Annotated in this window: 24 protein-coding genes and 1 other RNA gene; 11 read left to right on the top strand and 14 right to left on the bottom strand. The window is 63.9% G+C overall.

Going from position 1 to position 26,853, the window contains the following annotated elements:
- Positions 1-20: 20 nt before the first annotated feature.
- The gene (locus J5J83_RS21310; protein WP_212352080.1) at positions 21-563 is read right to left on the bottom strand and encodes a Spy/CpxP family protein refolding chaperone; all 543 of its coding nucleotides are present in this window, start codon (positions 561-563) and stop codon (positions 21-23) included.
- Between the two features lie 207 nt (positions 564-770).
- On the opposite strand from J5J83_RS21310, the gene J5J83_RS21305 reads away from it, so the two are divergent.
- Positions 771-1,535: a response regulator gene (locus tag J5J83_RS21305; RefSeq protein ID WP_212352078.1), complete on the top strand. Its 765-nt coding sequence runs from the start codon at positions 771-773 to the stop codon at positions 1,533-1,535.
- Positions 1,532-2,854 (top strand): ATP-binding protein, encoded by a 1,323-nt coding sequence (locus J5J83_RS21300; RefSeq protein ID WP_212352076.1) that lies wholly within the window; start codon positions 1,532-1,534, stop codon positions 2,852-2,854. The genes J5J83_RS21305 and J5J83_RS21300 overlap by 4 nt, the downstream gene beginning before the upstream one ends.
- A gap of 40 nt (positions 2,855-2,894) precedes the next feature.
- Here J5J83_RS21300 and J5J83_RS21295 read toward each other — a convergent pair whose 3' ends face one another.
- On the bottom strand, positions 2,895-4,463 hold the full coding sequence (locus tag J5J83_RS21295; RefSeq protein WP_212352060.1) for a glycerol-3-phosphate dehydrogenase/oxidase: 1,569 nt from the start codon (positions 4,461-4,463) through the stop codon (positions 2,895-2,897).
- Positions 4,460-5,950 (bottom strand): glycerol kinase GlpK, encoded by a 1,491-nt coding sequence (glpK, locus tag J5J83_RS21290; RefSeq protein WP_212352059.1) that lies wholly within the window; start codon positions 5,948-5,950, stop codon positions 4,460-4,462. Before glpK ends, J5J83_RS21295 begins: the two co-directional genes overlap by 4 nt.
- A gap of 141 nt (positions 5,951-6,091) precedes the next feature.
- Between glpK and J5J83_RS21285 the strand changes: the two genes are divergently transcribed.
- From J5J83_RS21285 to J5J83_RS21275, 3 genes are read left to right on the top strand one after another with little or no spacing between them, the layout of a single operon-like run.
- On the top strand, positions 6,092-6,940 hold the full coding sequence (locus J5J83_RS21285) for a DMT family transporter (RefSeq protein WP_212352058.1): 849 nt from the start codon (positions 6,092-6,094) through the stop codon (positions 6,938-6,940).
- A 57-nt stretch (positions 6,941-6,997) separates the two neighbouring features.
- On the top strand, positions 6,998-7,360 hold the full coding sequence (locus J5J83_RS21280) for an STAS/SEC14 domain-containing protein (RefSeq protein WP_212352057.1): 363 nt from the start codon (positions 6,998-7,000) through the stop codon (positions 7,358-7,360).
- Positions 7,357-8,211 carry a sulfurtransferase gene (locus tag J5J83_RS21275; protein ID WP_212352056.1) on the top strand — a complete coding sequence of 285 codons (855 nt, stop codon included), beginning with the start codon at positions 7,357-7,359 and terminating at the stop codon, positions 8,209-8,211. Before J5J83_RS21280 ends, J5J83_RS21275 begins: the two co-directional genes overlap by 4 nt.
- 10 nt (positions 8,212-8,221) lie before the next feature.
- On the opposite strand, the gene murI is transcribed toward J5J83_RS21275, so the two are convergent.
- Together murI and tyrS are read right to left on the bottom strand one after the other, a co-directional pair.
- Positions 8,222-9,031, bottom strand: coding sequence for a glutamate racemase (gene murI, locus J5J83_RS21270; protein ID WP_212352055.1), 810 nt, complete (start codon positions 9,029-9,031; stop codon positions 8,222-8,224).
- A gap of 40 nt (positions 9,032-9,071) precedes the next feature.
- Positions 9,072-10,268: a tyrosine--tRNA ligase gene (tyrS, locus tag J5J83_RS21265; RefSeq protein ID WP_212352054.1), complete on the bottom strand. Its 1,197-nt coding sequence runs from the start codon at positions 10,266-10,268 to the stop codon at positions 9,072-9,074.
- A gap of 80 nt (positions 10,269-10,348) precedes the next feature.
- Between tyrS and J5J83_RS21260 the strand changes: the two genes are divergently transcribed.
- The gene (locus J5J83_RS21260) at positions 10,349-11,680 is read left to right on the top strand and encodes a peptidoglycan DD-metalloendopeptidase family protein (protein WP_212352052.1); all 1,332 of its coding nucleotides are present in this window, start codon (positions 10,349-10,351) and stop codon (positions 11,678-11,680) included.
- A 69-nt stretch (positions 11,681-11,749) separates the two neighbouring features.
- Here the strand turns inward: J5J83_RS21260 and erpA are convergent, their stop codons facing one another.
- Together erpA and ffs are read right to left on the bottom strand one after the other, a co-directional pair.
- Positions 11,750-12,100, bottom strand: a complete 351-nt coding sequence (gene erpA / locus J5J83_RS21255) for an iron-sulfur cluster insertion protein ErpA (RefSeq protein ID WP_108949203.1) — start codon at positions 12,098-12,100, stop codon at positions 11,750-11,752.
- A 173-nt stretch (positions 12,101-12,273) separates the two neighbouring features.
- An RNA gene (ffs, locus tag J5J83_RS21250) (signal recognition particle sRNA small type) lies at positions 12,274-12,372 on the bottom strand.
- Positions 12,373-12,519: 147 nt separating this feature from the next.
- On the opposite strand from ffs, the gene J5J83_RS21245 reads away from it, so the two are divergent.
- The 5 genes from J5J83_RS21245 (at position 12,520) to J5J83_RS21225 (ending at position 19,332) form a co-directional block, all read left to right on the top strand.
- The gene (locus J5J83_RS21245; protein ID WP_212352050.1) at positions 12,520-13,341 is read left to right on the top strand and encodes an NADPH-dependent oxidoreductase; all 822 of its coding nucleotides are present in this window, start codon (positions 12,520-12,522) and stop codon (positions 13,339-13,341) included.
- A 79-nt stretch (positions 13,342-13,420) separates the two neighbouring features.
- Positions 13,421-14,830 (top strand): TonB-dependent receptor, encoded by a 1,410-nt coding sequence (locus J5J83_RS21240; RefSeq protein WP_212352048.1) that lies wholly within the window; start codon positions 13,421-13,423, stop codon positions 14,828-14,830.
- A gap of 149 nt (positions 14,831-14,979) precedes the next feature.
- Complete coding sequence (locus J5J83_RS21235) at positions 14,980-16,611, top strand: BCCT family transporter (RefSeq protein ID WP_212352046.1); 1,632 nt, start codon at positions 14,980-14,982, stop codon at positions 16,609-16,611.
- A gap of 92 nt (positions 16,612-16,703) precedes the next feature.
- A complete protein-coding gene (locus J5J83_RS21230; protein ID WP_212352045.1) occupies positions 16,704-18,581 on the top strand; it encodes a DUF294 nucleotidyltransferase-like domain-containing protein in 1,878 nt (625 codons plus the stop codon).
- 10 nt (positions 18,582-18,591) lie between these two features.
- Positions 18,592-19,332: a 3'-5' exonuclease gene (locus tag J5J83_RS21225; protein ID WP_212352044.1), complete on the top strand. Its 741-nt coding sequence runs from the start codon at positions 18,592-18,594 to the stop codon at positions 19,330-19,332.
- Between the two features lie 3 nt (positions 19,333-19,335).
- Here J5J83_RS21225 and J5J83_RS21220 read toward each other — a convergent pair whose 3' ends face one another.
- Genes J5J83_RS21220 through ntrB form a run of 7 tightly spaced genes read right to left on the bottom strand, consistent with a single transcriptional unit; the run spans position 19,336 to position 26,853 of the window.
- Complete coding sequence (locus J5J83_RS21220; RefSeq protein WP_212352043.1) at positions 19,336-20,274, bottom strand: nitrate- and nitrite sensing domain-containing protein; 939 nt, start codon at positions 20,272-20,274, stop codon at positions 19,336-19,338.
- 34 nt (positions 20,275-20,308) lie between these two features.
- Complete coding sequence (locus J5J83_RS21215) at positions 20,309-21,532, bottom strand: methyl-accepting chemotaxis protein (RefSeq protein WP_349251932.1); 1,224 nt, start codon at positions 21,530-21,532, stop codon at positions 20,309-20,311.
- Positions 21,533-21,559: 27 nt separating this feature from the next.
- Positions 21,560-21,865, bottom strand: coding sequence for a nitrite reductase small subunit NirD (gene nirD, locus J5J83_RS21210; protein ID WP_212352041.1), 306 nt, complete (start codon positions 21,863-21,865; stop codon positions 21,560-21,562).
- Positions 21,837-24,335, bottom strand: coding sequence for a nitrite reductase large subunit NirB (gene nirB, locus J5J83_RS21205; RefSeq protein ID WP_212352040.1), 2,499 nt, complete (start codon positions 24,333-24,335; stop codon positions 21,837-21,839). The genes nirD and nirB overlap by 29 nt, the downstream gene beginning before the upstream one ends.
- Positions 24,336-24,346: 11 nt before the next feature.
- The gene (gene cobA, locus J5J83_RS21200) at positions 24,347-25,111 is read right to left on the bottom strand and encodes a uroporphyrinogen-III C-methyltransferase (RefSeq protein WP_212352039.1); all 765 of its coding nucleotides are present in this window, start codon (positions 25,109-25,111) and stop codon (positions 24,347-24,349) included.
- Positions 25,112-25,124: 13 nt separating this feature from the next.
- Positions 25,125-25,919: an ABC transporter ATP-binding protein gene (locus J5J83_RS21195; RefSeq protein ID WP_212352037.1), complete on the bottom strand. Its 795-nt coding sequence runs from the start codon at positions 25,917-25,919 to the stop codon at positions 25,125-25,127.
- A 10-nt stretch (positions 25,920-25,929) separates the two neighbouring features.
- Positions 25,930-26,853, bottom strand: a complete 924-nt coding sequence (ntrB, locus tag J5J83_RS21190; RefSeq protein WP_212352035.1) for a nitrate ABC transporter permease — start codon at positions 26,851-26,853, stop codon at positions 25,930-25,932.

The following is a 26,853-nucleotide window of genomic DNA, read 5'->3' as shown; positions in this document are numbered from 1 at the left end:
GCGGCCTCGTCCCACCCGCCTCAGCCACGGCGCGCGCCCGACGGGCCACCATCACGCATGTGCCCCCCCATACCGTACCCGTCCGCACCATGACGTCGCCCCATGCGGTCGAACTCGGCATCGAACACCGTCTTCTGGGCGGCAGACAGGGTGCCATAGAAGGACTCGACGGCCTTTCGCATGTCGGCCATTTCAGTCTGCCGCAACGCGCTCATTTCCGCCATTCGATCCATGCGCTCGAGTACGGTTTTCGGCCGAGCCGCATTGGCACGAGCTTCCATCTGTGACGCCATGTGCTCGCTCCTGTCCTTGAGCGCCGTCTTGAACGCCTGCCAGGCCGGTTTCTGCTCGGGTGTCAGCGCCAGCGCCAGTTCCAGTCGGGCTGCCTGCAGTTCGACCCGCTCGGTCATCCGCGCCTTCATCTTCTCCGGCGACATTTCCTGCCAGGCAGACTGCCCGCCCCGCATGCCGTCACACTCCCCGCCGCGTGCCATGGCCGTCGCGCCTACTGCGGATGTTGCAATCAGCGCTACCGCGATAGTGGTCTTGATCCAGGTCTTCATGATGCCTCTCCTTGCATTGTTCGATTGATCATTCGTCCCGATTTCCTGCTTGACTGAGACGACGAGCCCATTTGATCACCTCGATGTAAGCCGCAAGTGTCGGGATCGCGCCGGATTGCATGTTGATGTCTCGACAACGGAGTCCGATACGTTGGGATACAAGAATGCTCCTGCGCCAGCTTAAGATTCGGATCAAGGAGATCTCGCATGTCCACTCAACCAGACCATATCCTGATCGTCGATGACGATCGCGACATCCGCAACCTGCTTGCCGACTACCTCGAGAAGCAGGGATTGCGCTGCTCCACAGCCGCGAACGGGCGCGAGATGAAGTCCGTACTCGAACATCACCGGATCGACCTCATCGTGCTCGACATCATGATGCCCGGCGATGACGGACTGACGCTGTGCCGGAACCTTCGAGGCGGAAACGACGCCCATGCCGGAACGCCCATCCTGATGCTCACCGCACGCGGGGAGGACATGGACCGCATCCTCGGCCTCGAGATGGGTGCCGACGACTATCTGCCCAAACCATTCGTGCCGCGCGAACTTTATGCCCGCGTCCGTGCCATCCTGCGTCGCGCACGCGCACTTCCGCCCAATCTGGAGACGGCCCCGATGGCTGGCTCCCGGGCCATGCACTTTGCCCAGTGGACACTCGACACCGTCAATCGGCACTTGGTCGCCGCGGACGGCACCGTCGTCGCCCTGTCCGGCGCCGAATATCGCATGCTTGGGGTTTTTCTGGCCCATCCACAGCGCGTACTCTCACGCGACCAGTTGATGGAGCTCACTCAGGGACGAGAGGCTGACGTGTTCGACCGTTCCATCGACCTGCTGGTCAGCCGTCTCCGCCAACGTCTTTCCGACAACGCACGTGAACCGGCGATCATCAAGACCGTCCGCAATGAAGGGTACGTTCTCGCGTGCGAGGTTACGGCAGAATCCCGCGGGCAGTCCGCACCATGAGCATACCCTGGCCCCGGAGCCTGTTTTCGCGCCTCATGCTGATCTGGCTTGCCGGCATCGCCCTGGTTCTTGCGGTCAGCTTCATGCTCTTTGTCGGCGAACGCGACCGGGTGGGACGACACGCGCTGTTTCAGGGTCTGGCGCAGGAGGTCGCGGCCACAGCCGACGTGCTCGACCGGATGACCCCGGACGAGCGCGAGCGCTGGGTGGACGAACTCGGTCGCCGACGCCTGCGTCTGAGCCTGCACCCGCTCCCCGAGCATGCGCGTCCGCTGCCCATAGAGCATCCACTGCTGCCGGCGCTGAGGGAGGCCATGCCGGAACGGGCTGTCAACCTGTACGGGAACCGGCGCGGAGAGGAAGGCCACCCGGTGTTGCTGATTTCAACGCAGCTGGCCGATGGCGCGCCGCTCATCATCCGCCTTCCCGGCGTACCGTTCTCGCCCGAATTCCATGTTCCACCGCCCGGGCAGCTGCTCTCGGCCCTGCTGGCGCTGGTCATCGGCGTCAGCGCGTTGATCTGGTTCAGCGTGCGCGTCGCCACACGCCCGCTATCGCGTCTTTCGGCCGCGGCGACGGCCCTTGGTGAAGACCCCGAACGCGCGCCACTCGACATCCGCGGACCAACCGAAGTTGCCAACGCGGTGGCGGCCTTCAACCAGATGCAGCAACGCATCGGCGAACACATGCGCGAGCGTACCCGCATCCTCGCGGCCATTTCGCACGATCTCCAGACACCCATCACGCGCCTGCGCCTACGCGCAGAACAAGTGGATGACGACAACCTCAAGACCCGGATTCAGGCCGATCTCGACGCCATGCAGAGCCTGATCAAGGAAGGCCTCGCCTACGCCCGCAGCATGGAAAGCAGCAACGAGAAACAGGCGGTGGATCTGAACCAGCTGCTCGAGGCCCTGAGCAACGACGCGCTCGACATGGGGTGGACGATAACGCTGGCAGGCCGGGCAAACTCACCCTTTCAGGGGCAGCTCTCCGCCCTGCGGCGCGCGCTGTGGAATCTGATCGAGAACGGGGCGAAATTCGGCGGACAGGTGGACATCACGATCGAGGAGGCGCCCGGCGAGGTCTCGATCCGCATTCGCGACCACGGCCCCGGACTGGATCCGTCCGAGCTGGAGAAGGTCTTCGCCCCCTTCTACCGCACGGAGTCCTCGCGCAATCGTGAAACCGGGGGAACGGGACTGGGCCTGGCGATTGCCCGCAATCTATTGCGCACGCAGCAAGGGGAAATCAGTCTGTCGAATCACCCGGACGGCGGACTCGAGGCCCGCGTCAGCCTGCGGCGACCGACCGCCTGAAGGCGAGCCGCACGGCCACCCAAACGACCACGACTGGGGCTCAGATCTCGACCCGATACTGCGCGGCTACGGCGTTGAAACGCGCCACCTCGGCCGCCATCCAATCCTGGCTGCTGCCAAGTTCCTCGGCAAGGATGCGCGCGACCTCCGGTGCCGCGTCGATCGCCCGCGCAGCATCAAAGAACAGCACGCGGTGGCGCCGGGCAAGTACATCCTCGACCGTACGCGCATACTCGGCACGTGCTGCGTAACGCACTTCCGCTTCGGTCAAGCTCAGCCCCTCGACCACGCATCGTCCCGAGCCGGGCAGCGCCTGCACCTGGGTGCGGTCAAGCCCATACACGTCATCCGCGTGCTGCGCCGGTGCACCGTGCAGGCGCAGATGCGCGGTACCCGATGATCGCGATCGAAGGCCCCCTGCCGCTTGTGCCGCATCCACCGCATCCTCGGCCATCACACGATAAGTCGTCCATTTGCCCCCGGTAATGCTGACGAGGCCCTGCGCCGACACGTCGACAAGGTGCTCACGCGACAATCTGCGCGTAGGTGAGCCGTCCCCGCCGCCGATCAGTGGCCGCAGCCCCGCAAACACGCTACGGACATCCACACGCGTCGGCGGTCGCGAGAGGTATCGGGCGGCCGTTTCCAGAATAAAATCGACCTCGCCCGGCAGCGCCCGGGGCTCGACCGGCAGGTCGGGCCGGGGGGAGTCGGTCGTGCCCAGCAATACACTGCCCTGCCAGGGAATCATGAACAACACGCGACCGTCGTCGGTATGCGGCACCAGCAGGGCCGAATCACCCGGCAGGAACGCGCGGTCCACCACCAGATGCGCGCCCTGACTGGGGCTGAGCCTCGCCTCCGCGGCCGGGCTCGCCAGTCGGCGCACGCTGTCAGCCCATACGCCGGCGGCGTTGATCACCACCTTGGCGTCGACGCGATACGTCGTGCCCGATTCACGCTCATTCAGGTCGACACCGCAGATTCTGCCAGCCTTCTCCACCAGGCTGGTCACGGCGCAGTAGTTGAGCGCAACGCCGCCCAGATCCGCCACGGTGCGCGCCAGTGCCAGTGCCAGCCGCGCATCGTCGAACTGCGCGTCCCAGTAGGCAACCCCGCCGCGCAAGCCCGACTCCCGGACACCCGGCAAGGCTTCGATGGTGTGCGCCACATCCAGCACACGACTGCGTGCGATGCCGCGACCGCCGGCGAGCAAGTCGTACAGTCCGAGCCCGGCAAACAGCATCGGCTTGTCGTGCAGATGGTAGGCAGGGACCACAAAGCGCAACGGACGGACCAGATGAGGGGCATTGACGAGGAGACGCGCACGCTCGGCAAGCGCTTCGCGCACCAACGGGAAATTACCTTGCGCGAGATAACGCACGCCACCATGAATCAGCTTGGTCGCCCGCGAACTCGTGCCCTTGGCAAAATCCTCACGATCGACCACCAGAACCGAATAACCACGCGATGCCGCGTCCACCGCACAGCCGAGTCCGGTTGCGCCGCCGCCAATGACCACCACATCCCAAACCCGGGGTTCGGACAGCCGCGCCAACAGGGCCTGACGGCTGCGTTCGGCAAGACAGGAGGCCGGCGCACTGGTCACGTATGCCCCCAGCTTCGCGCGCAGGCGACGGCCCGCACCCACGCTGCCCGGCGCGCAAGGCGGCGGTCTTCTGGAAGGGCGGGTTCGAACACACGGTCGACTTGCCACTGACGCTCGAGCGCCCGGGTATCTGGCCACACACCCGCCCCCAGTCCGGCGAGATAGGCCGCGCCCAGCGTGGTCGTCTCCAGCATCTTCGGACGCACCACCGGGGCCCCCAGCATATCGGCCTGCATCTGCATCAGCAGGTCGTTGGCCGCCGCGCCGCCATCCACCCGAAGCTCGGACAGCGGCCCCGCACCATCGAGCTGCATCGCTTCGACGAGATCGAGCGTCTGCATGGCGATCGCCTCGAGCGCGGCATGCGCAATCTGCGCAGCGCCCGTACCGCGCGTCAGCCCGAAGAGGGTGCCGCGCGCATTGGGGTCCCAGTACGGCGCGCCAAGGCCGGTGAACGCGGGCACCATGACAACGCCCCCACTATCGCCCGCACGCCGCGCCAACGCCTCGATCTCACCTGCACTACCGATCAGACCGAGCGAATCGCGCAGCCACTGCACGATCGCGCCGCCCATGAACACGCTTCCCTCGAGCGCATACACCGTCTGCCCCACCCCGGACCAGCCAATGGTGGTGAGCATCCGGTGGGCCGACTCGATCGGTTCGACACCGGTGTTCATCAACAGGAAACACCCCGTGCCGTAGGTGTTCTTGGCCATCCCCGTCGCGAAACAGCACTGCCCGAAGCTTGCCGCCTGCTGGTCGCCGCCAATGCCGGCAATCGGGATCGCAGCGCCAAGGATGTCAGGATCGGTTTCACCACACACGCCGACACTGTCGACGACCGTCGGCAGTACCTTCTCCGGAATGGCGAACCGCGCCACCAGATCCGCATCCCATTCATGTCGATGGATGTTGAACAGCAATGTTCGTGCGGCATTGCCGGGATCGGTGATATGCAGTCGCCCACCGGTAAGGTGCCAGATCAGCCAGCTGTCGATCGTGCCGAACGCGAGCTCGCCACGCTCGGCCCGTTCGCGGGCGCCTGGCAGATGCTCGAGCAACCAGGCCAGTTTCGTTGCCGAGAAATAGGGGTCGAGCTCCAGTCCGGTGCGCGCGCGGACGTCGTCGCTCCAGCCTTCGGCGCGCAAGGCGGCGCAGTGGTCGGTGGTCCGGCGGTCCTGCCACACGATTGCGGGAGCCAGCGCGCGCCCCGTCTTGCGCGACCACAGCACGGTCGTCTCACGCTGGTTGGCGATACCGATCGAGGCGACATCGGCCGCAGCGACCCCCGCTGCCGCAAGCGCGGCACGCGCACAATCGAACTGCGTCTGCAAGATCTCGTGCGCATCATGCTCGACCCAGCCCGGCCGGGGGAAATGTTGCGCGAACTCGAGCTGGGCCTGTCCGCAGATCTTCCCATCCGCGTCGAAAACCATCGCACGCGAACTGGTCGTTCCCTGATCAAGGGCAAGAACATGGGCCATGAGCGCCTCCCCGGAAAGGATTCAGCCCAAGCGTAGCCTCTCAGCATCGAACTGACCAGCCTTGCGCACATCCGGCATGCACCGCCGGCACCGGATATGGTTCAATGCGCGGCTACCACATTGCAATGCAACATCGAGGCCATGCCCGCCATCTGGATGATCATTGCCAGCTTCCTGTTCGCCTGCATGGGCGTTTGCGTAAAGCTTGGCTCGGCACAGTTCTCCACCGGGGAGCTGGTCTTTTACCGTGGCCTGTTCGGCGTCGTCATGATGGCGATCACCGCCAGGCTGACCGGCACCTCGCTGGCAACGCCACACTGGCGCATGCAGTTGTCGCGCAGCGTATCGGGTTCGCTGGCTTTGATGTGCTACTTTTTCACCATTGGCGTCCTGCCCCTGGCGACCGCTGCCACGCTCAGCTATACCTCGCCGATGTTCGTCGCCCTCATACTCATCGTGCTGTTCGGCGAGAAGCTCCGGCCTCCGATCGCCCTTGCACTATTGACGGGATTTGCCGGCGTCGTGCTGCTGCTGCGCCCCACGCTGCAACCGTCGCAGTGGCTCGGCGCAGTGACCGGTCTCGGCGCGGGCATGATCGCAAGCCTTGCCTACATCAGCGTGCGCGAGCTGGGCAAGGCTGGAGAGCCGGAGGTCCGGACCGTGTTCTGGTTTTCCTGCGTTACCAGCCTCCTCGGCGCACTCTGGGCCCTGTCCGACGACTTTCACACCCCTGATGCCGCTGGTGCCGCAGCCCTTGTAGGTGTTGGCCTGTTCGGCGGTCTTGCGCAGCTGGCGATGACCCGTTCCTACCGCTTCGGCAAGACCATTGTGTCGGCCGCACTGAGCTACAGCACGGTGATTTTCGCCAGCCTGTTCGGCATCCTGATCTGGGACGAGCACCTTCCTGCGGCGGCGTGGCTGGCGGTTGCCATGATCATCGCCAGCGGCCTCGCGGTATCGCTGGCCTCGCGGCACAAGCCCGGCGATTGAGCACGGTGGCGTCGAGGACTATAGTGAGCACACAAGCACAACATCACGGAGGCCGTCATGATCAGCACCGACCACAAGGACAATCTGGTTTCACTGACTGTATTCGGCGAATTTACGCTGGCTGACTATCGCGAGTTCGAAGAGCTGGTCAATTACAAGATCAAGTTCGGCGGACCGGTGGATCTGTTCTTCGACCTGCGTGAGATGGCGGGCTTCACTCTCGATCTGGCATGGGAGGAAATTCGCTTCTCGCGAGAACATGCCCATGATTTCCGTCGCATCGCGATCCTGACCGAAGACCAGTGGGTCACATGGAGTGCGTGGATCTCGCAATTGTTCGTGGACGCGGAAGTCCAGGTCTTCAGTACCCAGGAAGACGCCCGTGCCTGGCTCGGCATCGCGGAAGAGACAGCCTCGTGAATGCATCGTACTCGGCGCTCGTCGGCGCCCGTGATCTGGCCGCGTGCCTTCATGATTCGGGCTGGGTCGTGTTCGACTGCAGATTCGATCTCGCCAACCCGGACTTCGGGCGTGACGCCTATGCGCGCGGCCATATTCCGGGGGCTTTCTTCATGGATCTCGACAGCGATCTCAGCGGGCCACGGAACGGACGAAATGGTCGTCACCCACTGCCCGATCCGGCCGCGCTCGCGGCCCGACTCGAGGCCTGTGGTGTCAACAACCACTCCCAGATCGTCGCCTACGATGATGCCGGCGGAATGTTCGCCGCCCGACTGTGGTGGATGATGCGCTGGCTAGGGCACCATCGGGTCGCAGTCCTCGACGGTGGCCTGCAAGCCTGGGTCGGTGACGGACAACCCCTGAGTACCGATGAGCCCGAACCGAAGTCGGACACTTTCAGCCTGTGCCTGCAGGCCTGCCGTGTAGACGCCGCCACGGTCCGGGCAAACCTTGGCAAGCCGGGCATGCTGCTCATCGATGCGCGCAGCCCTGATCGCTTCCGCGGCGAGAACGAAACGCTGGATCCGGTCGGCGGGCACATTCCGGGGGCCATCAACCGCTTTTTCCGCGACAATCTCGATGCCGACGGGCGCTTCAAGTCGCCCATGACCTTGCGGCGAGAATTCGAGGCCCTGCTTCAGGGGCGTGCCGTGAGCGAAGTTGTGCACCAGTGCGGCTCGGGCGTCACCGCCTGCCACAACCTGCTTGCGATGGAATCGGCCGGGCTCGCCTCCTCCCGCCTTTATCCCGGCTCCTGGAGCGAATGGTGTGCAGACCCGACGCGGCCGGTGGCCACCGGCCCCGCCTGAAACCCGCACACTACCAGTCGATACGCTCGATCACGCCCAGCGAACGCCCGAGAAAGCGCTCGCCGATGGTCTGGAAGCGCAGCGGCACATCCGTCACGACAAAGCGATAGGTCGCCGGCCGCGTCCCATCATTGGCCAGCCCTTCCGCCTGCAGACAGCCTGCCGCCAGTTCCGCGGTGGTGACGGCCGAATCGATCAATCGCACCGCCGGTCCCGCCACGTCACGTAGCAAGGGCTTGAGCAAGGGGTAATGGGTGCAGCCGAGCACCAGGCTATCGACTTCCTCGGCCAGTACCGGGCGCAGGTACTCCTGCGCCGTCATGCGCGTGACCGCATGATCGAGCCAGCCTTCTTCGACCAGCGGGACGAATAGCGGGCATGCCTGCGAATACACCCGCACACCTGCATCGAGCGCATGCATGCGCCGCGCATAGGCATTGCTGTTGATCGTCGTCGGTGTGCCGATCACACCGATGCGCCCACCGGCCGACTGCGCCACCGCAGCCTGTGCGCCCGCTTCGATGACATTGATCACCGGCACCGCACCCGCCCGCCCGGCGACGATGTGAGCAGCCACCGCCGCCATCGTATTGCAGGCGACGATCAGCATTTTCACGTCCTGCTGCAGCAGGAAGTCGGTGATCTGCGCCGTATAGTGCTCGATCGTCGACACCGACTTGACGCCATAGGGCACACGCGCGGTATCGCCGAAATAGACGATGCGCTCCAGCGGCAGGCGCTCCATCAGCGCCCGCACCACCGTCAGCCCGCCGACGCCCGAGTCGAAGACGCCAATCGGTCTCGACGTATCGGTACTCATGGCGTCGCCTTGCCGCACAAGCACCCGGCGAGCATGTCCCTCATTCGAGCACGACCGCCGCGAACTTGCGCTTGCCCACCTGCAGGACCACAGTTTCACCGGCCGTGAGCATCACGCCCTTGTCGTCGACGCGGTCGCCGTTCAGACGCACCGCGCCCTGCTCGATCATGCGCATGGCCTCGGAGGTCGTCCCCGTCAGTCCGGCCTGCTTCACCACCTGAAACACCGGCAGCCCTTCGCCGACCGCAACCCGGACTTCGGGCAGGTCGTCGGGGATGGCGTTACGCTGAAAACGTGCCTCGAAATCACTGAGCGCGTCCACGGCAGCCTGCTGCCCATGGAATCGGGCGACCAGTTCCTGCGCCAGCATTACCTTGACGTCACGCGGATTTCGCCCGCCTTCGATCCCGGCCCGAAGCGCCGCAATTTCGGCCGACGAACGGAAGGACAGGAGGTCGAAATAGCGCCACATTAAGGTGTCGGATACCGACATCGTCTTGCCGAAGATCTCCTTTGGGGCCTCGGCAATACCAATGTAATTACCAAGTGACTTGGACATCTTGTTCACACCGTCAAGACCTTCGAGCAACGGCATCATCAGCACACACTGCGGCGTCTGCCCGTAATGCTTCTGCAACTCGCGCCCCATCAGCAGATTGAAACGCTGGTCGGTCCCGCCCAACTCCACGTCGGCTTTCATCGCCACCGAATCGTAGCCCTGACACAGCGGGTAGAGGAACTCGTGGATGGCGATCGACTGATTGTTCGTATAGCGCTTGGAAAAATCCTCGCGCTCGAGCATGCGCGCCACCGTCTGCTGTGCGGCAAGACGAATCATGCCGGCAGCACCGAGGCCTTCCATCCAGGCGGAATTGAAGCAGATCTCGGTCTTTGCCGGATCCAGGATCTTGAACACCTGCTCCTGATAGGTCCTGGCGTTTTCCAGGATCTGCTCGCGCGACAGCGGCGGCCGAGTACTGTTCTTTCCGCTGGGGTCCCCGATCATGCCGGTAAAGTCGCCGATAAGGAACATGACCTGATGACCAAGCTCCTGAAAATGGCGCAGCTTGTTGATCAACACCGTGTGCCCGAGGTGCAGATCCGGTGCGGTCGGGTCGAATCCGGCCTTGATCTTCAGCGATCGCCCGCTCTTGAGCTTGTCGACGAGTTCGCTCTCGATCAGCAACTCGTCCGCTCCCCGCCGGATCAGTTCGATCGCGGCCTGCACATCAGTCATTGTCTTTCTCCAGTCAATCATTCACCGGCCTGCACGGAATGTTTGCTAGAATCCAAAAAGTTTTTGCCCGGACTCAAGCCATGCAGGTCAGAAAAACCACGATTCTAGCCGAACTGCCGTCCAAGCTTGTCAGTCATGGACGCCCCTGGTTGATTGCGGGTGTGGCGGGAATCTCATTGCTGGGCGTCGTAGCCGCAACGGCGGTGGTCCCTCAGACCTCGCCCGCCACCGTCCTCGACGCGCACCCGGTCATCGAAGACATTGCGACCATCCCGGTCAGCATCGCCCCGAGCACACTGCCTTACATCCACGAAGACCGGATACAGCCCGGTGACACGCTCCCCGCCGTATTCAACCGCCTCGGCATCGACGATGCAGACGCATTGAGCTTCATCCAGAACGACAAGACCGGACTGCAGGTATTACGCCAACTGCGCGCTGGGCGTTCGATCACGGCGACTGTCACGCCAGGCGGACAGCTCCTGTCCCTGAGCCTGCCCTATGGCAGCGAGCGTTTCACCATCGAACGCGACAAGATCGAATCAGACTTCAGCGTCCGCACCCAGGAAGACGCCACGCTCGAGACCATTGTCGAAATGCGCAGCGGCACCATCCGTCATTCGCTCTTCGGGGCAACGGACGAGGTAGGCCTGCCCGACAGTGTCGCAACGAAGCTTGCAGACCTGTTTGGCACCGAGATCGACTTCCATACCGACCTGCGCAAGGGTGACAGCTTCAGCGTCGTGTACGAGACAGCCTACGATCAGGGCTCGGTTGCACAAACCGGTCGCGTGCTTGCAGCCGAATTCATCAACCAGGGCAAGCGCCACGTCGTCATCCTGCACGAAGGCGCCAACGGCAAGGAACAGTACTTTTCCGGCGAGGGGCGTAGCCTGCGTCAGGGCTTTCTACGTTCGCCACTCGCATTCTCGCGTGTCACCTCCAGCTTCGGGCGTCGCCTGCACCCGATCCACAAGAACTGGCGCAGTCATAACGGCGTCGACTTCGGCGCCCCCAGAGGCACGCCGGTCAAGGCCACCTCAGATGGTGTGGTCGACTTTGCCGGCCAGCAGAACGGCTACGGGAACATTGTCGTACTCCGTCACCGCGGCAAGTTTTCCACCGCATACGCACACCTTAACGGCTTTGCGAGCGGTCTGCGCAAGGGCATGTCCGTCGATCAGGGCGACCTGATCGGCTATGTCGGCTCCACCGGCTGGGCAACCGGACCGCACCTGCACTACGAAGTCCGCATCGACAACACCCCTCGTGACCCGATGAAGGTCGCGCTGCCCGCGGCCGATGCGCTCGAAGGCAAGGAACTCGCGCTGTTCAAGCGCAAGGCGGAACCCCTGCTGCAGCGTATCGCTCTGCTCAACTACAAGAGCAAGACCGAGGTCGCCACTCGCTGATTCTGCGGTTCGACCAATGCAAACGGGGCGCCTAGGCGCCCCGTTTGCATTGAATGTGCGTTTCGTCGATCAGGCCGAAAAGGACGATCCGCAACCGCAGGTACTGGTCGCATTCGGATTGCGAATGACGAACTGCGAGCCCTCGAGCCCTTCGGTATAGTCGATCTCGGCGCCCACCAGATACTGATAGCTCATCGGATCGACGAGCAGCATGACGCCGTTCTTCTCGAAGGTGGTGTCGTCTTCATTCACTTCCTCGTCGAAAGTGAAGCCGTACTGGAAGCCGGAGCAACCGCCACCGCTGACGAAGACACGCAGCTTGAGCGAGGGATTGCCCTCTTCTTCAATCAGTTCGCGCACCTTTCCGGCCGCATTGTCGGTAAATACCAGGATGTCGGGGGTTTCAACTTCAGCGTTCATGTTTTCTCCTCTGTCAAGGGCAGGGAGCGATGATGCGCCATCCGATCTCCCGCGTCAAAGTCGGATCATTTCCAAGTGTACAAGTTCCCGCGCGAACGCGCGTCTGAAGGCGAGTTGCCTGGCAGGCAAGGAGAAAAGACACCTTCTGCGAAGATGCTCCCTTACGGAATGAGGGTGGCGAGCCTGACCCCCGGCACTTGCAGGGAACGGCTGTGGCTGCTGCCTTCCGGCCCTGACCAGGTTCACCGCGCTGCAATGCGGGGAGACCCGCCACGGCCGGCACTATACCAGCGAATGCGTCGCGCCGACAGTCGCAATGCACGAAGCCACGCATTGGCACGTATACTCGGGTCGAACGCGCGGTGGCGCGCCGCTGCCCGCCTGCACCCAATTCACCATTGGCAAGGAGCATTTCCCCCATGTCAGACGCCCAGACCCGCCTCAACATCCGATACGGCATCAATGCCATGCCTGCGCCGCACAGCTGGAGTCCGGTCATCGACAGCCTGCTCGATCATTGTTCGGTGCGCAGCTTTCTGCCCGATCCGGTCAGCGACGACCAGCTCACCGCCATCATCGCCGCGGCCCAGTCCGCCGCGAGTTCGTCCAATCTCCAGGCGTGGTCCGTCGTCGCCGTGCGTGACCCGGTAAAGCGCGCAGCCCTGGCGGAATACGCGGGCGGCCAGGCGCATGTGCGCGATGCGCCCCTGCAACTGGTCTGGCTCGCCGATCTCGCCCGCCTGGAAAAACTCGCGGCCGAGAATGAACGCCCGAGCGCGGCCCTCGACTACTTCGAAATGTTCCTGGTGGGCGTCATCGACGCCGCCCTCGCGGCCCAGAATGCCGTGACCGCGGCAGAATCCATCGGGCTGGGCACGGTGTATATCGGTGGCATGCGCAACAAGCCCGAATCCGTTGCCACACTGCTCGAACTGCCACAGAAGGTCGTCGCCGTGTTCGGCATGTGTGTCGGCACGCCCGACCCTGCCAAACCGGCGTCTATCAAGCCGCGCCCGCCACAATCCGTCGTCGTGCATCACGACCGCTACTCGCTCGCCGCACAGGATGCCGGCATCGAGGCCTACAACAGTGCCATGGCTGCGTTCTATGACGAGCAGAAGATGAACGTGCACGGCACCTGGGCCGTCCACTCCGCCAAGCGAATCGCCGGACCGGAAACCCTGTCGGGACGCGATACCCTGGTCGACGCGCTGCACAAGCGGGGCTTCGCGCTCAAGTAGCCGGCACCGAACTTCACCGCCTTCCCTCCCGGCGACGGCACGGTCGCCGACGAGCTCTCTACACGACGGAACAGACCCGATGCGCAAACGTGACAACAGCCTGAGCACCGATCAGAAGGCGCTCGCCCTCAATCTCGACAAGTTCAAGTACGGATCGATCGTTGAAATTGGCGCCGGTCAGGAGGTCGCGCGCCGCTTCTTCCATGTGGGCGCGGCCGCCGGTACCGTCGCCAAAACCATGTCGGCCTATGACATGGCGGTCAGCGACGACATCTACGGTCATGTGGACCGGTATGTCAGCCGTGCCCGCCTGATGCAGATGCTGGACAAGGAATTCTCGCAGGTCGTCGACCGCCTCGCCCATGTGCGTCCGAAGAACACCACCTTCTTCGCCTACGCCGCGACTGTCACTGCGCGCAGTTTCAAGCAGAAAAACGAATGCCATGGCTGGATCGGCATCCGCCTGCAATTGCATCCGGGCGCGGCACCGAGCGATGTCATCCTGCACGTGCGCATGCTCGACAACGACAATGCCCTGCAGTCCGAGGCGCTGGGCATCCTGGGCGTCAACCTGATCTACGGCGCATTCTTTCATCATGACCAGCCCGAATGGGTCGTCGAAGGCCTTGGCGACGGATTGTCGCCCGAACGCATCGAAGTGGACCTGATTCACTTTTCCGGTCCCTACTTCGAGGAGGTCGAGAACCGCTTGATGAACCTCCACCTGATTCGAAGCTGGCTGACCCGCGCGGTCATCTTCAATCCCGACGGCAATGTCGTGGTGCCCGGCGAATTGCTCTACCGCAAGCCGATGCTGGTGATCCGCGGCAGCTTCAAACCGGTCACCTGCGTCAATCTCGACATGATGCTCGGCGGCCAGAAGCAGTTCAGCCAGGTCTCGGCAGTCGACGAGAGGGAGGTCCTCTCGCTGGCCGAGATCACCATGAACTCCCTCGTCAGCGGCGACAATATCGACGGCGCCGACTTCCTGGCCCGCATCGACCTGCTCGCCTCGCAGGGCTACACGGTGATGATCTCGGACTATGTGCGCTTTTTCCGCCTGCGTGCCTACCTGCGCCGCTACACACAAAAGCCCATCGGCATCGTCATGAGCGTGCGCGACCTTGAGGCGCTGTTCGACGAGAAATACTATGAAGGCCTCGAAGGCGGCATCCTCGAAGCCTTCGGCAAGCTCTTCCCCGACAACACGCACGTCTATGTCTACCCGTCGCGCCGCCATGGCGAGGCCGATATGACCACGCTCGACAACGTGCCGGTTCCCGGTCACCTGCGCCACCTGCTGGCGCACCTGCGCGAGAACGGCAAGCTGGTGGCCATCGAGCCGCAGGATGTCAGCCACCTCGAGATCGACTCGGCAGAAACCCTTGCCGGGCTGCGTCGCGGCCCTGGCGACTGGGAGAAGGACGTTCCCGAGGGGGTGGCAAGGCGCATCATCGAAGACAGGCTACTGGGATTCGATTCCGAATGAACTGAAGCCGCATGCCGCTGGCAAGCGCATGCGGCCCGCGTAAATGGCCCTTTTTTCCGGCGTGCTAAACTCACGCCAAGGTCACAGCAGAAGTTTGCGCCTTGTGTCTGACGATACCCCCTCATTCGTCCCCGACAAGGAAACATGCCATGACAGAGAAACGGGACCCCATGATCCCCGACGGGGACGTCACCCCCATCGACACCGATTACAAGATCGGCCAGGACAACATCCTCGTTAACGTCGGCCCTTTCGGCCTCGACATTCACAACCGGGTTTTCGCGGTTTCGGCCTTGGCGATCATCCTGTTCGTCGCGCTGACCCTGATGTTCCAGACCCAGGTCGAGCCCTTGTTCAGCAGCGTTCGCGCCTGGCTGACATCGAACCTGGACTGGTTCTTCATCAGCGTCGGCAATATCTTCGTGCTCGTCTGCATCGGCCTGGCCCTCTCTCCGCTGGGAAAGGTCCGACTCGGCGGCACCGAAGCCAAGCCCGACTATACCTACACCGGCTGGTTCTCCATGCTGTTCGCCGCCGGCATGGGCATCGGCCTGATGTTCTTCGGCGTATCCGAGCCTCTCTCGCATTTCGCAAGTTCGCTCGGCGGCACGGCGATGGAGAACGGCGTGCGCACCGACTGGGCACCCCTCGGTGCAGCAGCCGGCGATCCCGCCGGCGCATCGCGACTGGCGATGGCGGCGACGATCTACCACTGGGGTCTGCATCCGTGGGCAATCTACGCCATCCTCGCGCTCGGCCTGGCGCTGTTTTCCTTCAACAAGGGGCTGCCACTGACGATCCGCTCGGTGTTCTACCCCCTGCTCGGCGAGCGCGTGTGGGGTTGGCCCGGTCATGTGATCGACATCCTCGCCGTATTGGCTACCCTGTTCGGACTGGCCACTTCGCTCGGCTTTGGTGCCTCGCAGGCGGCGGCAGGTCTGAACTACCTGTTCGACATTCCGCTCGGTAGCACCACGCAGATTGTGCTTGTCATCGGCATTACCGCCATCGCGACGACATCGGTGCTTGCAGGACTCGATGCCGGCGTCAAGCGCCTGTCCGAGATCAACATGGTACTTGCGGTGCTGCTGCTGGCCTTCGTCATTCTGGTCGGCCCGACGCTGGCCATCGTGACCGGCTTCTTCTCCAACCTCGGTGCCTACCTCGAGTACCTGCCCGCGCTGGCCAATCCCATCAACCGCGAAGACGTGAACTTTTCGCAGGGCTGGACCGCCTTCTACTGGGCATGGTGGATTTCGTGGTCACCCTTCGTCGGCATGTTCATCGCCCGCGTCTCGCGCGGACGTACCGTGCGCGAATTCATCGTATCGGTACTGCTCGTCCCTTCGCTGGCCTGCGTGCTGTGGATGACGGTATTCGGCGGCACCGCGATCACGCAGCTGGTGCAGGACGGCTACGAGGCCGCTGCCAAGGCCGAGCTGCCGCTGCAGCTCTTCTACATGCTCGATGTGCTGCCGCTGGCGCAGATTACCTCCTTCCTCGCCATCATTCTGGTCGTGGTGTTCTTCGTCACCTCGTCCGACTCGGGGTCGCTGGTGATCGACGTCATCGCGGCTGGCGGCAAGGTCGATGCGCCCACGCCGCAACGGGTGTTCTGGTGCACCTTCGAGGGGCTGGTCGCGATCGCACTGATCCTCGGTGGCGGCCTGGTCGCGCTACAGGCCATGGCCGTGTCTACCGGTTTTCCGTTCGCGATCGTGCTGCTGGTGTCCACGATTTCAGTCGTCAAGGGTCTGGCATCCGAGCCGCGACCATCCTGATCCCGGGGCATTCCGCCCGGTCGCCGAACCGGGCGGGTGCATGCGACCAAAGGCCGCGCCCGGTATCCCTCCCGTAGCCAGTGGTGACCCCGATGCAGGACGAACAGCTCGAGATTCTCGATTTCTTGCGCCGCTACCCACCGTTCAGCGAGTTGCCCGAGGAAACCTTGCGCCGGGTGGCGAGTTCGGTCGATGTGCGCTATTTTCGCGCTGGCAGCCGCATCGTCGAGTTTGGCGAGCCGGCCCTGGCGTGGCATGTGGTCCGTAGCGGCGCAGTTGAGATCTTCCGCCGCAATGGCATGCTCTACAACCGGCTGACTGCAGGCGGCTACTTCGGCGAATTCGGCCTGCTGCACCGTAAAAGGGTGAGGTTTCCGGCGGCCGCGCTGGAAGACACCCTGCTCTACCTGATCCCCGAGCCGGTATTCACCGATCTGTTCGAGAACAACGAACAGTTCGCCGATCTGGTCGAGATCGAAGACCGCACCCGCCTGCGCCATGTCGTGTCGCGACGCGCAGATGCCAACCAGCTGATGTCAGCCACCGTCGAGGTCCTGATCAATCGGGCGCCAGTCACGCTGGGATGCGAGGCAACGGCTGTGGACGCCGCGCGGCGCATGACCGACGACGGCGTCTCTTCCCTGCTCATCATGGACGCTGCCGGCAGCGCGGATGAGCCCCCCCGCATGGCCGGCATTCTCACCGACCGCGACCTGCGCGTGCGCCTGCTGTCGCAGCGCCTTGGTCACGACACGCCGGTCAGCGAGATCATGTCCTCCGGACTGGTCTGGGTGGAACACAATCAGCTCGTGTTCGAAGCCATGCTGCAGATGCTGCGCCACAATGTGCATCATCTTCCGGTGCTGAGGAATCATCGCCCGATCGGCGTGATCGCGCTATCGGACATCATCCGCTACGAGTCGCGCAACAGCCTGTTCGTGGTCAGCAGCATTTTCCGCCAGCAGGGGGTCGATGAACTGGCCGCGCTGACGACCGATGTGCGCGCTTGCTTTTCGCGCATGGTGACCGAGGATGCCAGTTCGCGCATGATCGGCAGCGCGATGGCAGTCATCGGTCGTAGCTTCAAACAGCGGCTGCTCGAGCTCGCCGAGGAGCGACTCGGCCCGCCACCGGTTCCCTATTGTTTTCTGGCGCTCGGCTCGATGGCGCGGCAGGAGCAACTCATCGTCACCGATCAGGACAACGCGCTGGTGCTGGACAACAGCTTCGACCCCGCCCGCCACGATGACTATTTCAGGAATCTGGCCGCCTTCGTCTGCGATGGTCTGGCCCGCTGCGGCTACAGCTACTGCAGCGGCGACGTGATGGCCACCAACACCAGGTGGCGTCAGCCTCTGCGCAAATGGGAAGCGTGTTTCACCGAATGGATCGAGCGGCCCACACCGCAATCGCTGCTCGACAGCGCGATCTTCTTCGATCTCGACGGCGTATGGGGCAAGACCGAATGGATCGATGGATTGCGCAGCCTGATCACGCGCAGGGCCAAGGGGAGTTCCCGCTTTCTCGCGTGCATGGCGCGCAACGCGCTGCTACGCACACCGCCGCTGGGCTTCTTCAAAGACTTCGTCGTCGAGTCGGACGGCCGCCATACCCGTGCCATCAATCTCAAGCGCCGGGGTACGGCTCCACTGGCGGACCTCATCCGGGTCCACGCCCTCGCGGTAGGTTCGGTTGCGCTGAATTCGTTCGAGCGCCTGCGCGACATCATCGACGCGGACATCCTGCCGCGCGGACGCGGCCAGGATCTGCATGACGCACTCGAGTTCGTATCCATGGTCCGCATCCGCAATCAGGCCGAGGACCTTGCGGCGGGAAACACGCCCGACAACAGCATCGAGCCCGAAAGCCTGTCGGAGTTCGAGCGCAAGAGCCTGCGCGACGCATTCATGATTCTCGGCAACGCGCAGAAATACCTCAAGTTCCGCTACCAGCCCGGTCGCGCGGGCTGACGCCGACACCGTGCTCCATCTTGGCCACCTCCAGCAGCAAACGCAGCCCGCCGCCGGGGAAACGGATTGGCCCGCGTGCTTTCGCCAGCTTGCCGACAGTACGCGTGACGACCGGCTGCGACGCTACTACGCACGCGGGATGGTCACCGGCGACACCTTGCTGTCAGCGACGCCACTGATGGCGTTGGACCTCGAAACGACCGGACTCGACCCGGTGCGCGACGGCATCGTCAGCATCGGACTCGTGCCGATGCAGGTGGACCGCATCTTCGCCAGCCGCGCGCGGCACTGGCTTCTCAAACCGCGCGTCGCGCTGGCCGAAGAATCGGTGACGATCCACGGCATTACCGACGCCCAGCTCGACAACGCACCTGATTTGACGGAGGTCCTGGACGAGGTACTCCAGTACATGGCCGGCCATGTCGTGGTCGTGCATTGCAGCGCGATCGAGCGCGGCTTTCTCAACGGTGCGCTGCGGCCGCGCCTTGGGGAGGGGATCGAGTTCCCGACGATCGATACCATGGAGCTCGAAGCCCGCTTTCATCGCAAGAAACGCCCCGGACTGATTACGCGGCTGCTCGGCCACAAACAACCGTCCATCCGTCTGGCCGCATGCCGCAACCGCTATGGCCTGCCGCGCTACCGCCCTCATCATGCGCTGACCGATGCGCTCGCGTGCGCGGAATTGCTACAGGCCCAGATCGCCTACCGTTTCTCGCCGGACACACCAGTCAAAGTGCTCTGGTCATGACGGCTATCGTGCCGCCGTGGCGAGTCTTGTGCCTGCCGCAGCAACAGGAATGGTATTTGATGCCGCCCGGGCAGCGCCAGGCGAGTGCATGCACTTCTCGATCGCTTCCGCGTTCGCCCGGATCCAGTCGAAGATGCAGTCGATGGCGGTTGTCGCCGTCGCAAAGAATGCGTCTGCGCTAACGTTCGTCCCCGCTGCGTCGAGCAGTCCCGTGCGCACCTGACGTGCAAGCCGTTCTACATGCTGCCGTGCCAGCATCGCATGCTGCCCGGCATCGAGCTCTGCTGCCTGACGAAGCAAGGACTCGGCACGCGACACCAGGAACATGAGCCTGACCCTCGCCACCGGCGCACAGTATCCGGCAGCGGCCGCAGCACTGCCGATTGCCCTTGTCTGCCCGAGACATTCGCTGAGTGCCGGCAGGCGACAGGCAAAATTCCTCGCCATGCCGACGGGCAACTCCGACGCTGCAGGCAGCTCGATCCGGGCCTCACCCAGGGCTGCGATCATCGCGGTCAGGCGCTCGATCTGTCTTGTGTGGGCCCCGATGTTCTGCTCCGGCGTCGACGCACCCAGATCATCCACCAGCACCTTCCAGCGGTGGCGGAACACGCTTGCATCATTGACCGTGAAACGGGGTCGAATCGCCCCAGTCTCGAGCTCCGCAGCCCGCATCAACGCGGGCATGAGCCGCTCGATGTCGCGCCTGCGCGCAAGCATGCGGCGCTCGAAGCCCCTGTCTCCGGCAAGCCATCCGGTACTGAGGCCGCGATGTTGTTGCAGGGCCGCCAGCATGTCGATCAGACTGGTACACGCGCCAAGCGCACGCTTCACCTCCTCGCGCGAAATGCGCCTGCGATAGCGCGTGCGTCGGACACGCAGCGCCCACACGCCAAGCATCAGCGCCAGCAAGGAAAGCACAAGCATCAGACCCGAACTCATCGTATTCCTCCCACGGCCGCCTGACCCGGCCCGCTCATTCGAACCGGTAGCGGCCGATACGCTCCGTCAATTGCCTGGCAAGCTGGTCGAGGTGTCGCGCAAGCTCGGTGTTCTCCCGCACCCTGCGTTCATTGGTGTCGGCGAGTTGAGCCACCTCGTCGATATTGGCTGCAACCGCCTCGCTCGCAACACTCTGCTCACGACTGGCATCGGCCATTTCCCGAACGAGCTGGCCAGCCTGCGCAGCGCTGCCCTCCATGCCCTTGAGATCGGCGACGGCTTCGCGCGCGTCGCTGGCGCTACGACGCGCGACGACGTCCACGCTGTTCATGCCCTCGGCCATGCCGGCGATACCGGATTGCACGCCGCCAATACGCTGCCCGATCTCGCGCGTCGCCACGGACGTGCGCTCTGCGAGCTTGCGCACCTCGTCGGCCACGACCGCGAAACCACGCCCCTGCTCACCCGCGCGTGCGGCTTCGATCGCGGCATTGAGGGCGAGCAGATTGGTCTGATCCGCGATCTCGGCGATAACGCGGACGATGCTGCCGATCTCCTGCGACCGCTTGTCCAGGCCAGAAGCCTGGTCCACCGCGGCAGCGACCCTGTCGGCGAGATCTTCCAGCGAATGCGACAGATCAACGATGCGGCCGGCGCAGTTCGCCGCCACCGCCTGCGTTTGGGCAGCGACGCCGGCCACGGTTCGAGCCTGTTCGCTGGAGGCTTGCTGACTGGCCGACAGCTGCTCGAGACTCGCTGCAGACGACACGGTGACATCGCGCTGCGCACTGACCCCTACGGCACCATCGGCCGCATTGGCGGCCGCTTCACGGGCAACGCTCGACATCTCGTGGGTCGAACGCGAGAAATCGACAAACACTTGCGCCAGGGCATGCGTCATCGCGTTGAGCCGCTCGGCAAGGTCCGGCTGCAGCACGGCGTCCTCCCGGGCAACCCGCGCGGTGAGGTTGCCTGCCTCGAGCGCCTCGGCAAACGCGGACAAGGCCCACCGCCAGCGACGCTCCGTGCTCAATATCGACCGCATGAGCAGGATGCTGGCCGCGGAGGTGACCGCGCCCAGCGGAATGAGCACCGGATCGGCATCGGCGTTGATACCGTGCCCGAGGCACAGCCCGCCGGCCAGAGCAAGCACCAGCATCCCCACGATCCGTGCACCACCGCGCGGCAAGCGTCGCGCGGTGGTTCCGGAATTGCTCTCCTCCACCTGCCTGTCCAGAACCCGCAGCTGACTGCTCACGACATGCATCCTCGTTCGATCAAGCCCTCAGAGTTCCAGCCACACCGTGCCGGCCTCGATACGCACCGGATAGTTGCGCACGCATCCTTCGTCCGGCGCACAGGCGTGACCGGACGCCAGCTCGATGTTCCAGCCATGCAGCGGGCAGGTCACCTTGTGCCCGTGGACGATGCCCTGCGACAGCGGGCCGCCCTTGTGCGGGCAGGCATCGGCGACGGCGAACACGCTGTCGCCCGCGGCACGGAACACGGCGATATCACCGTCGGCATGTTCGACCACACGGGCACCCAGTGCCGGAATCTCTTCAAGAGGACACAGTTTCTGCCAGGCCATGGCGATCTCCGTTGTTTGTCAGGTCAATGGGTTGGTAGTTGCGTACCAGCGGCGCGGTACGCTGTTCGGCCCACGGGTCGGGCGCATCCTTGAGCGCGAACAGCAGGCGTTCGTACAGCGCCTTTCGGTTGGCCGCATCCTCAACGACCAGCTTCTTTGCATGCTCGAGCCCGACCCGTTCGATGTAGTGGCAGGTACGCTCGAGGTAATACGCCTCCTCGCGGTACAACTGCAGGAAGGCGCCGCCGTACTCCATCACCTCTTCGTCGCTGCCGACCTTGCAGAAGAACTGCGCGACTTCGGTCTTGATCCCGCCGTTTCCTGCCACGTAGAGCTCGTAGCCGGAATCGACGCCGATCACGCCCACGTCCTTGATGCCGGATTCGGCGCAATTGCGCGGGCAGCCGGACACGGCCAGCTTCACCTTGTGCGGGCTCCACATGCCGAACAGCATCTTCTCCAGCTTCACCCCGAGATCCATCGCCAGCTGAGTGCCGAAGCGGCAGTGCTCCTTGCCGACGCAGGTCTTCACCGTGCGCAGGCTCTTGCCGTAGGCATGGCCGGACACCATGCCAGCGGCGTTGAGATCGGACCAGATCAGCGGCAGATCGGACTTCTTCACGCCCAGCAGATCGATGCGCTGACCGCCGGTGACCTTGACCGTCGGCACCTTGTATTTCTCCGCCGCATCGGCGATCGCACGCAGTTCGTCCGGCGTCGTCAGCCCGCCCCACATGCGCGGCACCACCGAGTAGGTGCCATCCTTCTGGATGTTGGCGTGAGCACGTTCGTTGATGAAGCGGCTTTGCGGATCATCCTCGGCCTCGAACGGCCAGGTGGAGATCAGGTAGTAGTTGAGCGCCGGGCGGCAGGTTGCGCAGCCATTCGGCGTACTCCATTCAAGTGCCCGCATGGTGTCGGGAATGGTCAGCAGCTTCTGCTGACGGATCGCTTCGCGCACCTCGCCATGTGTGTGCTCGGTACACCCGCAGACGGGCTTGGCGAACTTGTCGGTCGATTGATATGCACCGCCCACGGTCGAGGCAAGAATCTGTTCGACGAGACCGGTGCATGACCCGCAGGACGACGATGCCTTGGTGTGTTTCTTCACCTCGTCGAGCGTAAACAAGCCCTTTTCGCGGATGGCCTTGACGATGGTGCCCTTGCACACGCCATTGCAACCGCAGATCTCGGCCGTATCCGGTAACAGCGCAGCCTGGCTCTGCCCCTGGTGGCCGGCATCGCCCAGTTGCGACTGGGTGAAACTCTGGCCAAACATGAGGTGGTCGCGCATCTCGGCGACGTCCTTGCCCTCGCGCACGAGTTGAAAGTACCAGGCTCCATCGGCCGTATCGCCCACCATCACGGCACCTGCGAGCTTGTCGTCCTTGAGCACCAGCTTCTTGTACACGCCGCCGGCGCGGTCGTGGAGCACGATCTCGTCGCAATCCGCGCCGCCCTGGAAGTCGCCGGCGGAAAACACGTCCACACCGGTGACCTTGAGTTTGGTCGACGTCACCGAGCCGAGGTAACGGCCGATGCCGAAGCCGGCAAGATGGTTTGCGCACACCTTGGCCTGATCGAACAGCGGCGCCACCAGGCCGTATGCCGTGCCACGATGGTTGGCGCACTCGCCCACCGCATAGATGCGTGGATCGGTGACGGTCTGCAGCGTATCGGTGACGACGATGCCGCGTTCGCAGTGCAGGCGGGCCGATTCGGCCAGGCTGGTGCTGGGGCGGATGCCCGCAGCCATCACCACGAGATCGGCAGCCAGTTCGGTGCCATCCTTGAGACGGACCGCACCGACGCGCCCACTGTCGGCGGCCAGCAGTTCTGCGGTCTGTGCTTGCAGGCAGAACTTCATGCCCTTGGCCTCGAGCGACGCCTGCAGCATGTCTGCCGCGGCCTTGTCGAGCTGACGCTCCATGATCCAGCCACCGAGGTGGACAACGGTCACTTCCATGCCGCGCAGGATCAGCCCGTTGGCGGCCTCGAGTCCGAGCAGGCCGGCACCGATCACCACCGCATGGCGATGGTGCTGCGCCGCCTCGATCATCGCTTCGGTATCGGCAATGTCGCGATAGGCGATCACGCCCGGCAAGTCCTTGCCCGGCACCGGCAGGATGAAGGGCACCGAGCCGGTGGCCAGCAACAGGCGGTCGTACGCTACCTCGGTGCCGTCATCGGCCCGCACCGTGCGCCGCGCGCGATTGATCTCCACGACCTTGCGCCCGGCATGCAGGGTGATGCCATTGTCGCGATACCAGTCGAGATCATTGAGCATGATGTCGGGCAGGGTCATTTCCCCAGCGAGTACCGGCGACAGCAGGATGCGGTTGTAGTTGCCGTGCGGCTCCGCACCAAACACGGTGATGTCGAAAAGGTCGGGGGCATGCTTGATCAACTCTTCAAGCGTCTTGACCCCTGCCATGCCGTTTCCGACCATTACAAGCTTTTGTTTCTGCATGATGTTCTCCTTCAGGCCGCGAGGGTGCGAATGGACGGGTCCTGCGAACCCGCAGCCTCCACCGCCAGTGCGGCAACTTCGCCAACCACGATGATGGCCGGCGAGGTAAGTCCTTCGGCACAGACCCGTGCCGGCAGGTCGGCGAGCGTACCTTTCACATGGCGCTGCGCCGGCAGCGTGCCCGATGCGATGGCGGCAGCCGGGGTATCCGGCGGCAGGCCGCCGGCGATCAAGCGCGCAACGATGTTGAGCAGCCGCGACAGGCCCATGTAGATCACCAGCGTCGTGCCGCTGCGCGCCAGCGCCGGCCAGTTGGGCTCGGTGCAGCCGTCGCCGGAGGTGCCGGTCACCAGGGTCACGCCCTGGGTGTAGGCGCGATGGGTGACCGGAATGCCGACCGCAGCCGGCACCGAAATGCCGGCGGTCAGCCCGGGCACCACTTCGGTCTCCACCCCGGCCAGCGCAAGTGCTTCAACCTCTTCTCCGCCGCGTCCGAACACATACGGATCGCCTCCCTTGAGCCTGACCACGCACCCGCTGCGTCGTGCGTAACGCACCATCAGCCGATGAATGAAGCCCTGCGGCGTGGACGCCCTGCCACCACGCTTGCCGACCTTGAGCACCCGCGCTTCGGGGCGCACCATGGCGAGGATTTCGTCCGACACGAGGTCGTCGGCGAGCACGATTTCGGCCTTCTCCGCAAGCAGCCTGGCCGCGCGCAGGGTGAGCAGGTCCGCGGCGCCCGGTCCGGCACCGATCAGATACACTTTTGACATGTCGGGCTCCCGGCTAGGCGGCGCGCTTGAGTTGCTTGTTGTAGAGGAACTCCATGATCGCCGCCCGGCATTCGCCGAAGTGCGCATCATGGGCCAGCGCAAGGCGGTCACGCGGGCGCTCGATATCGACCTCGAGAATCTCGCCGATGGTGGCTGCCGGCCCGTTGGTGAGCATGATCACGCGGTCTGACAGCAACACCGCCTCGTCGACATCGTGGGTCACCATCACCATGGTGGCCTTGGTGGCGGCAAGGATCTTCATCAACTCGTCCTGCAGGTTGGCGCGGGTCAGCGCGTCGAGCGCACCAAAGGGCTCGTCCATCAGCAGAATGCGCGGCTGCATCGACAGCGCCCGGGCAATGCCCACACGCTGCTTCATGCCGCCCGAGATTTCGTGCGGATGCTTGTTCTCGGCATGGCTCAGGCCCACCAGATCGAGCGCAGCGTGCGTCCGTTCCCTGAGCCTGGCCTTGCCTTCCCTGGCGCCGAACACGCGCTCCACCGCCAGATAGACATTGTCGAAGCAGGTCAGCCATGGCAGCAGCGAGTGGTTCTGGAACACCACCGCGCGCTCGGGGCCGGGGCCGGCAATTTCGCGGCCGTCGCACAGCATCACGCCGCTGCTGGGCAGCGTGAGTCCGGCAATCAGGTTGAGCAGGGTCGATTTGCCACAGCCCGAGTGGCCAATCAACGCGATGCTCTCGCCCTCGCGGATGTCGAGATTGATCTCGCGCAGCGCAACGTAGGGCCCCTTCTTGGTGTCGAAGGACTGACCGACATTTTCGATCTGTACGATTTTCTTCGTCATGACGATCCCCTTAGCGGCTTTCGTAGCTGAAACGTCGGGCCACCAGCATCAGCGCCTGTTCGAGAATCAGGCCGACGATGCCGATGATGAAGATGGCGATGATGATGTGCTCGACCTTGAGGTTGTTCCACTCGTCCCACACCCAGAAGCCGATACCGACACCACCGGTCAGCATCTCCGCGGCAACGATCACCAGCCAGGCGGTGCCGATGGCCAGGCGCACGCCGGTCAGGATGTTGGGCAGCACCGCAGGAAACAGGATCCTGGTAACGATCTTCCACTCGGACAGGTTCAGCACGCGGGCCACGTTCAGGTAATCCTGCGGCACCGAGCGCACGCCAGCCGCGGTGTTCATGATCATCGGCCAGATCGAGCAGATGAAGATCACCCAGATGGCGGCGAGATTGGCCTCCTGGAACACCAGCAGGCCGATCGGCAACCAGGCCAGAGGCGATACCGGACGCAACAGACCGATCACCGGCTCCGTGGCCATGTTCATGAACTTGAAGCGTCCGACGACGAAACCCAGCGGGATGCCGACCAGGGCCGCCAAGCCAAAGCCGACCCCGACACGACCCAGCGAATAAAGCACGTTCCAGCCGATGCCCATGTCGTTCGGACCATTGCTGTAGAACGGATCGGACAGCAACTCGACCGCCGCGTGCCAGGTCACCACCGGGCCGGGGAACATGTCGATGCGGCTTGACACCGCCCACCAGATCGCAAGCAGCAAGCCCATGCCCGAAATCATCGCCACCAGTGCGCGCACCACCTTTCCCGCGGCCGGTGCGATGCGCTCACCCAGCGTCGGGGACCGCGCCTCCACCGAGTCTGCCGCCTGCAGGGCAGGCCGTGCAGCAGTTTGCGCAGGGAGTGGCTGCGTTGCGACCGGCTCCGCAACTGGCGGCGACGTCGTGATCGAAATTGCACTCAT

It is taken from the genome of Azoarcus sp. L1K30 (genome assembly GCF_018122735.1).
GTDB lineage: Bacteria > Pseudomonadota > Gammaproteobacteria > Burkholderiales > Rhodocyclaceae > Parazoarcus.
The sequence above is the reverse complement of the archived record's forward strand: the minus strand, read 5'-3'. Positions and strand labels throughout refer to the sequence as shown.

Excerpts from the sequence above, each read along its gene's own strand:
- J5J83_RS21310 (WP_212352080.1), bottom strand. The coding sequence starts at position 563 with ATGAAGACCTGGATCAAGACCACTATCGCGGTAGCGCTGATTGCAACA.
- J5J83_RS21305 (WP_212352078.1), top strand. The coding sequence starts at position 771 with ATGTCCACTCAACCAGACCATATCCTGATCGTCGATGACGATCGCGAC.
- J5J83_RS21300 (WP_212352076.1), top strand. The coding sequence starts at position 1,532 with ATGAGCATACCCTGGCCCCGGAGCCTGTTTTCGCGCCTCATGCTGATC.
- glpK (WP_212352059.1), bottom strand. The coding sequence starts at position 5,950 with ATGGCCCATGTTCTTGCCCTTGATCAGGGAACGACCAGTTCGCGTGCG.
- J5J83_RS21285 (WP_212352058.1), top strand. The coding sequence starts at position 6,092 with ATGCCCGCCATCTGGATGATCATTGCCAGCTTCCTGTTCGCCTGCATG.
- J5J83_RS21280 (WP_212352057.1), top strand. The coding sequence starts at position 6,998 with ATGATCAGCACCGACCACAAGGACAATCTGGTTTCACTGACTGTATTC.
- murI (WP_212352055.1), bottom strand. The coding sequence starts at position 9,031 with ATGAGTACCGATACGTCGAGACCGATTGGCGTCTTCGACTCGGGCGTC.
- tyrS (WP_212352054.1), bottom strand. The coding sequence starts at position 10,268 with ATGACTGATGTGCAGGCCGCGATCGAACTGATCCGGCGGGGAGCGGAC.
- J5J83_RS21260 (WP_212352052.1), top strand. The coding sequence starts at position 10,349 with ATGCAGGTCAGAAAAACCACGATTCTAGCCGAACTGCCGTCCAAGCTT.
- erpA (WP_108949203.1), bottom strand. The coding sequence starts at position 12,100 with ATGAACGCTGAAGTTGAAACCCCCGACATCCTGGTATTTACCGACAAT.
- J5J83_RS21245 (WP_212352050.1), top strand. The coding sequence starts at position 12,520 with ATGTCAGACGCCCAGACCCGCCTCAACATCCGATACGGCATCAATGCC.
- J5J83_RS21240 (WP_212352048.1), top strand. The coding sequence starts at position 13,421 with ATGCGCAAACGTGACAACAGCCTGAGCACCGATCAGAAGGCGCTCGCC.
- J5J83_RS21235 (WP_212352046.1), top strand. The coding sequence starts at position 14,980 with ATGACAGAGAAACGGGACCCCATGATCCCCGACGGGGACGTCACCCCC.
- J5J83_RS21230 (WP_212352045.1), top strand. The coding sequence starts at position 16,704 with ATGCAGGACGAACAGCTCGAGATTCTCGATTTCTTGCGCCGCTACCCA.
- J5J83_RS21220 (WP_212352043.1), bottom strand. The coding sequence starts at position 20,274 with ATGAGTTCGGGTCTGATGCTTGTGCTTTCCTTGCTGGCGCTGATGCTT.
- nirD (WP_212352041.1), bottom strand. The coding sequence starts at position 21,865 with ATGGCCTGGCAGAAACTGTGTCCTCTTGAAGAGATTCCGGCACTGGGT.
- nirB (WP_212352040.1), bottom strand. The coding sequence starts at position 24,335 with ATGCAGAAACAAAAGCTTGTAATGGTCGGAAACGGCATGGCAGGGGTC.
- cobA (WP_212352039.1), bottom strand. The coding sequence starts at position 25,111 with ATGTCAAAAGTGTATCTGATCGGTGCCGGACCGGGCGCCGCGGACCTG.
- J5J83_RS21195 (WP_212352037.1), bottom strand. The coding sequence starts at position 25,919 with ATGACGAAGAAAATCGTACAGATCGAAAATGTCGGTCAGTCCTTCGAC.
- ntrB (WP_212352035.1), bottom strand. The coding sequence starts at position 26,853 with ATGAGTGCAATTTCGATCACGACGTCGCCGCCAGTTGCGGAGCCGGTC.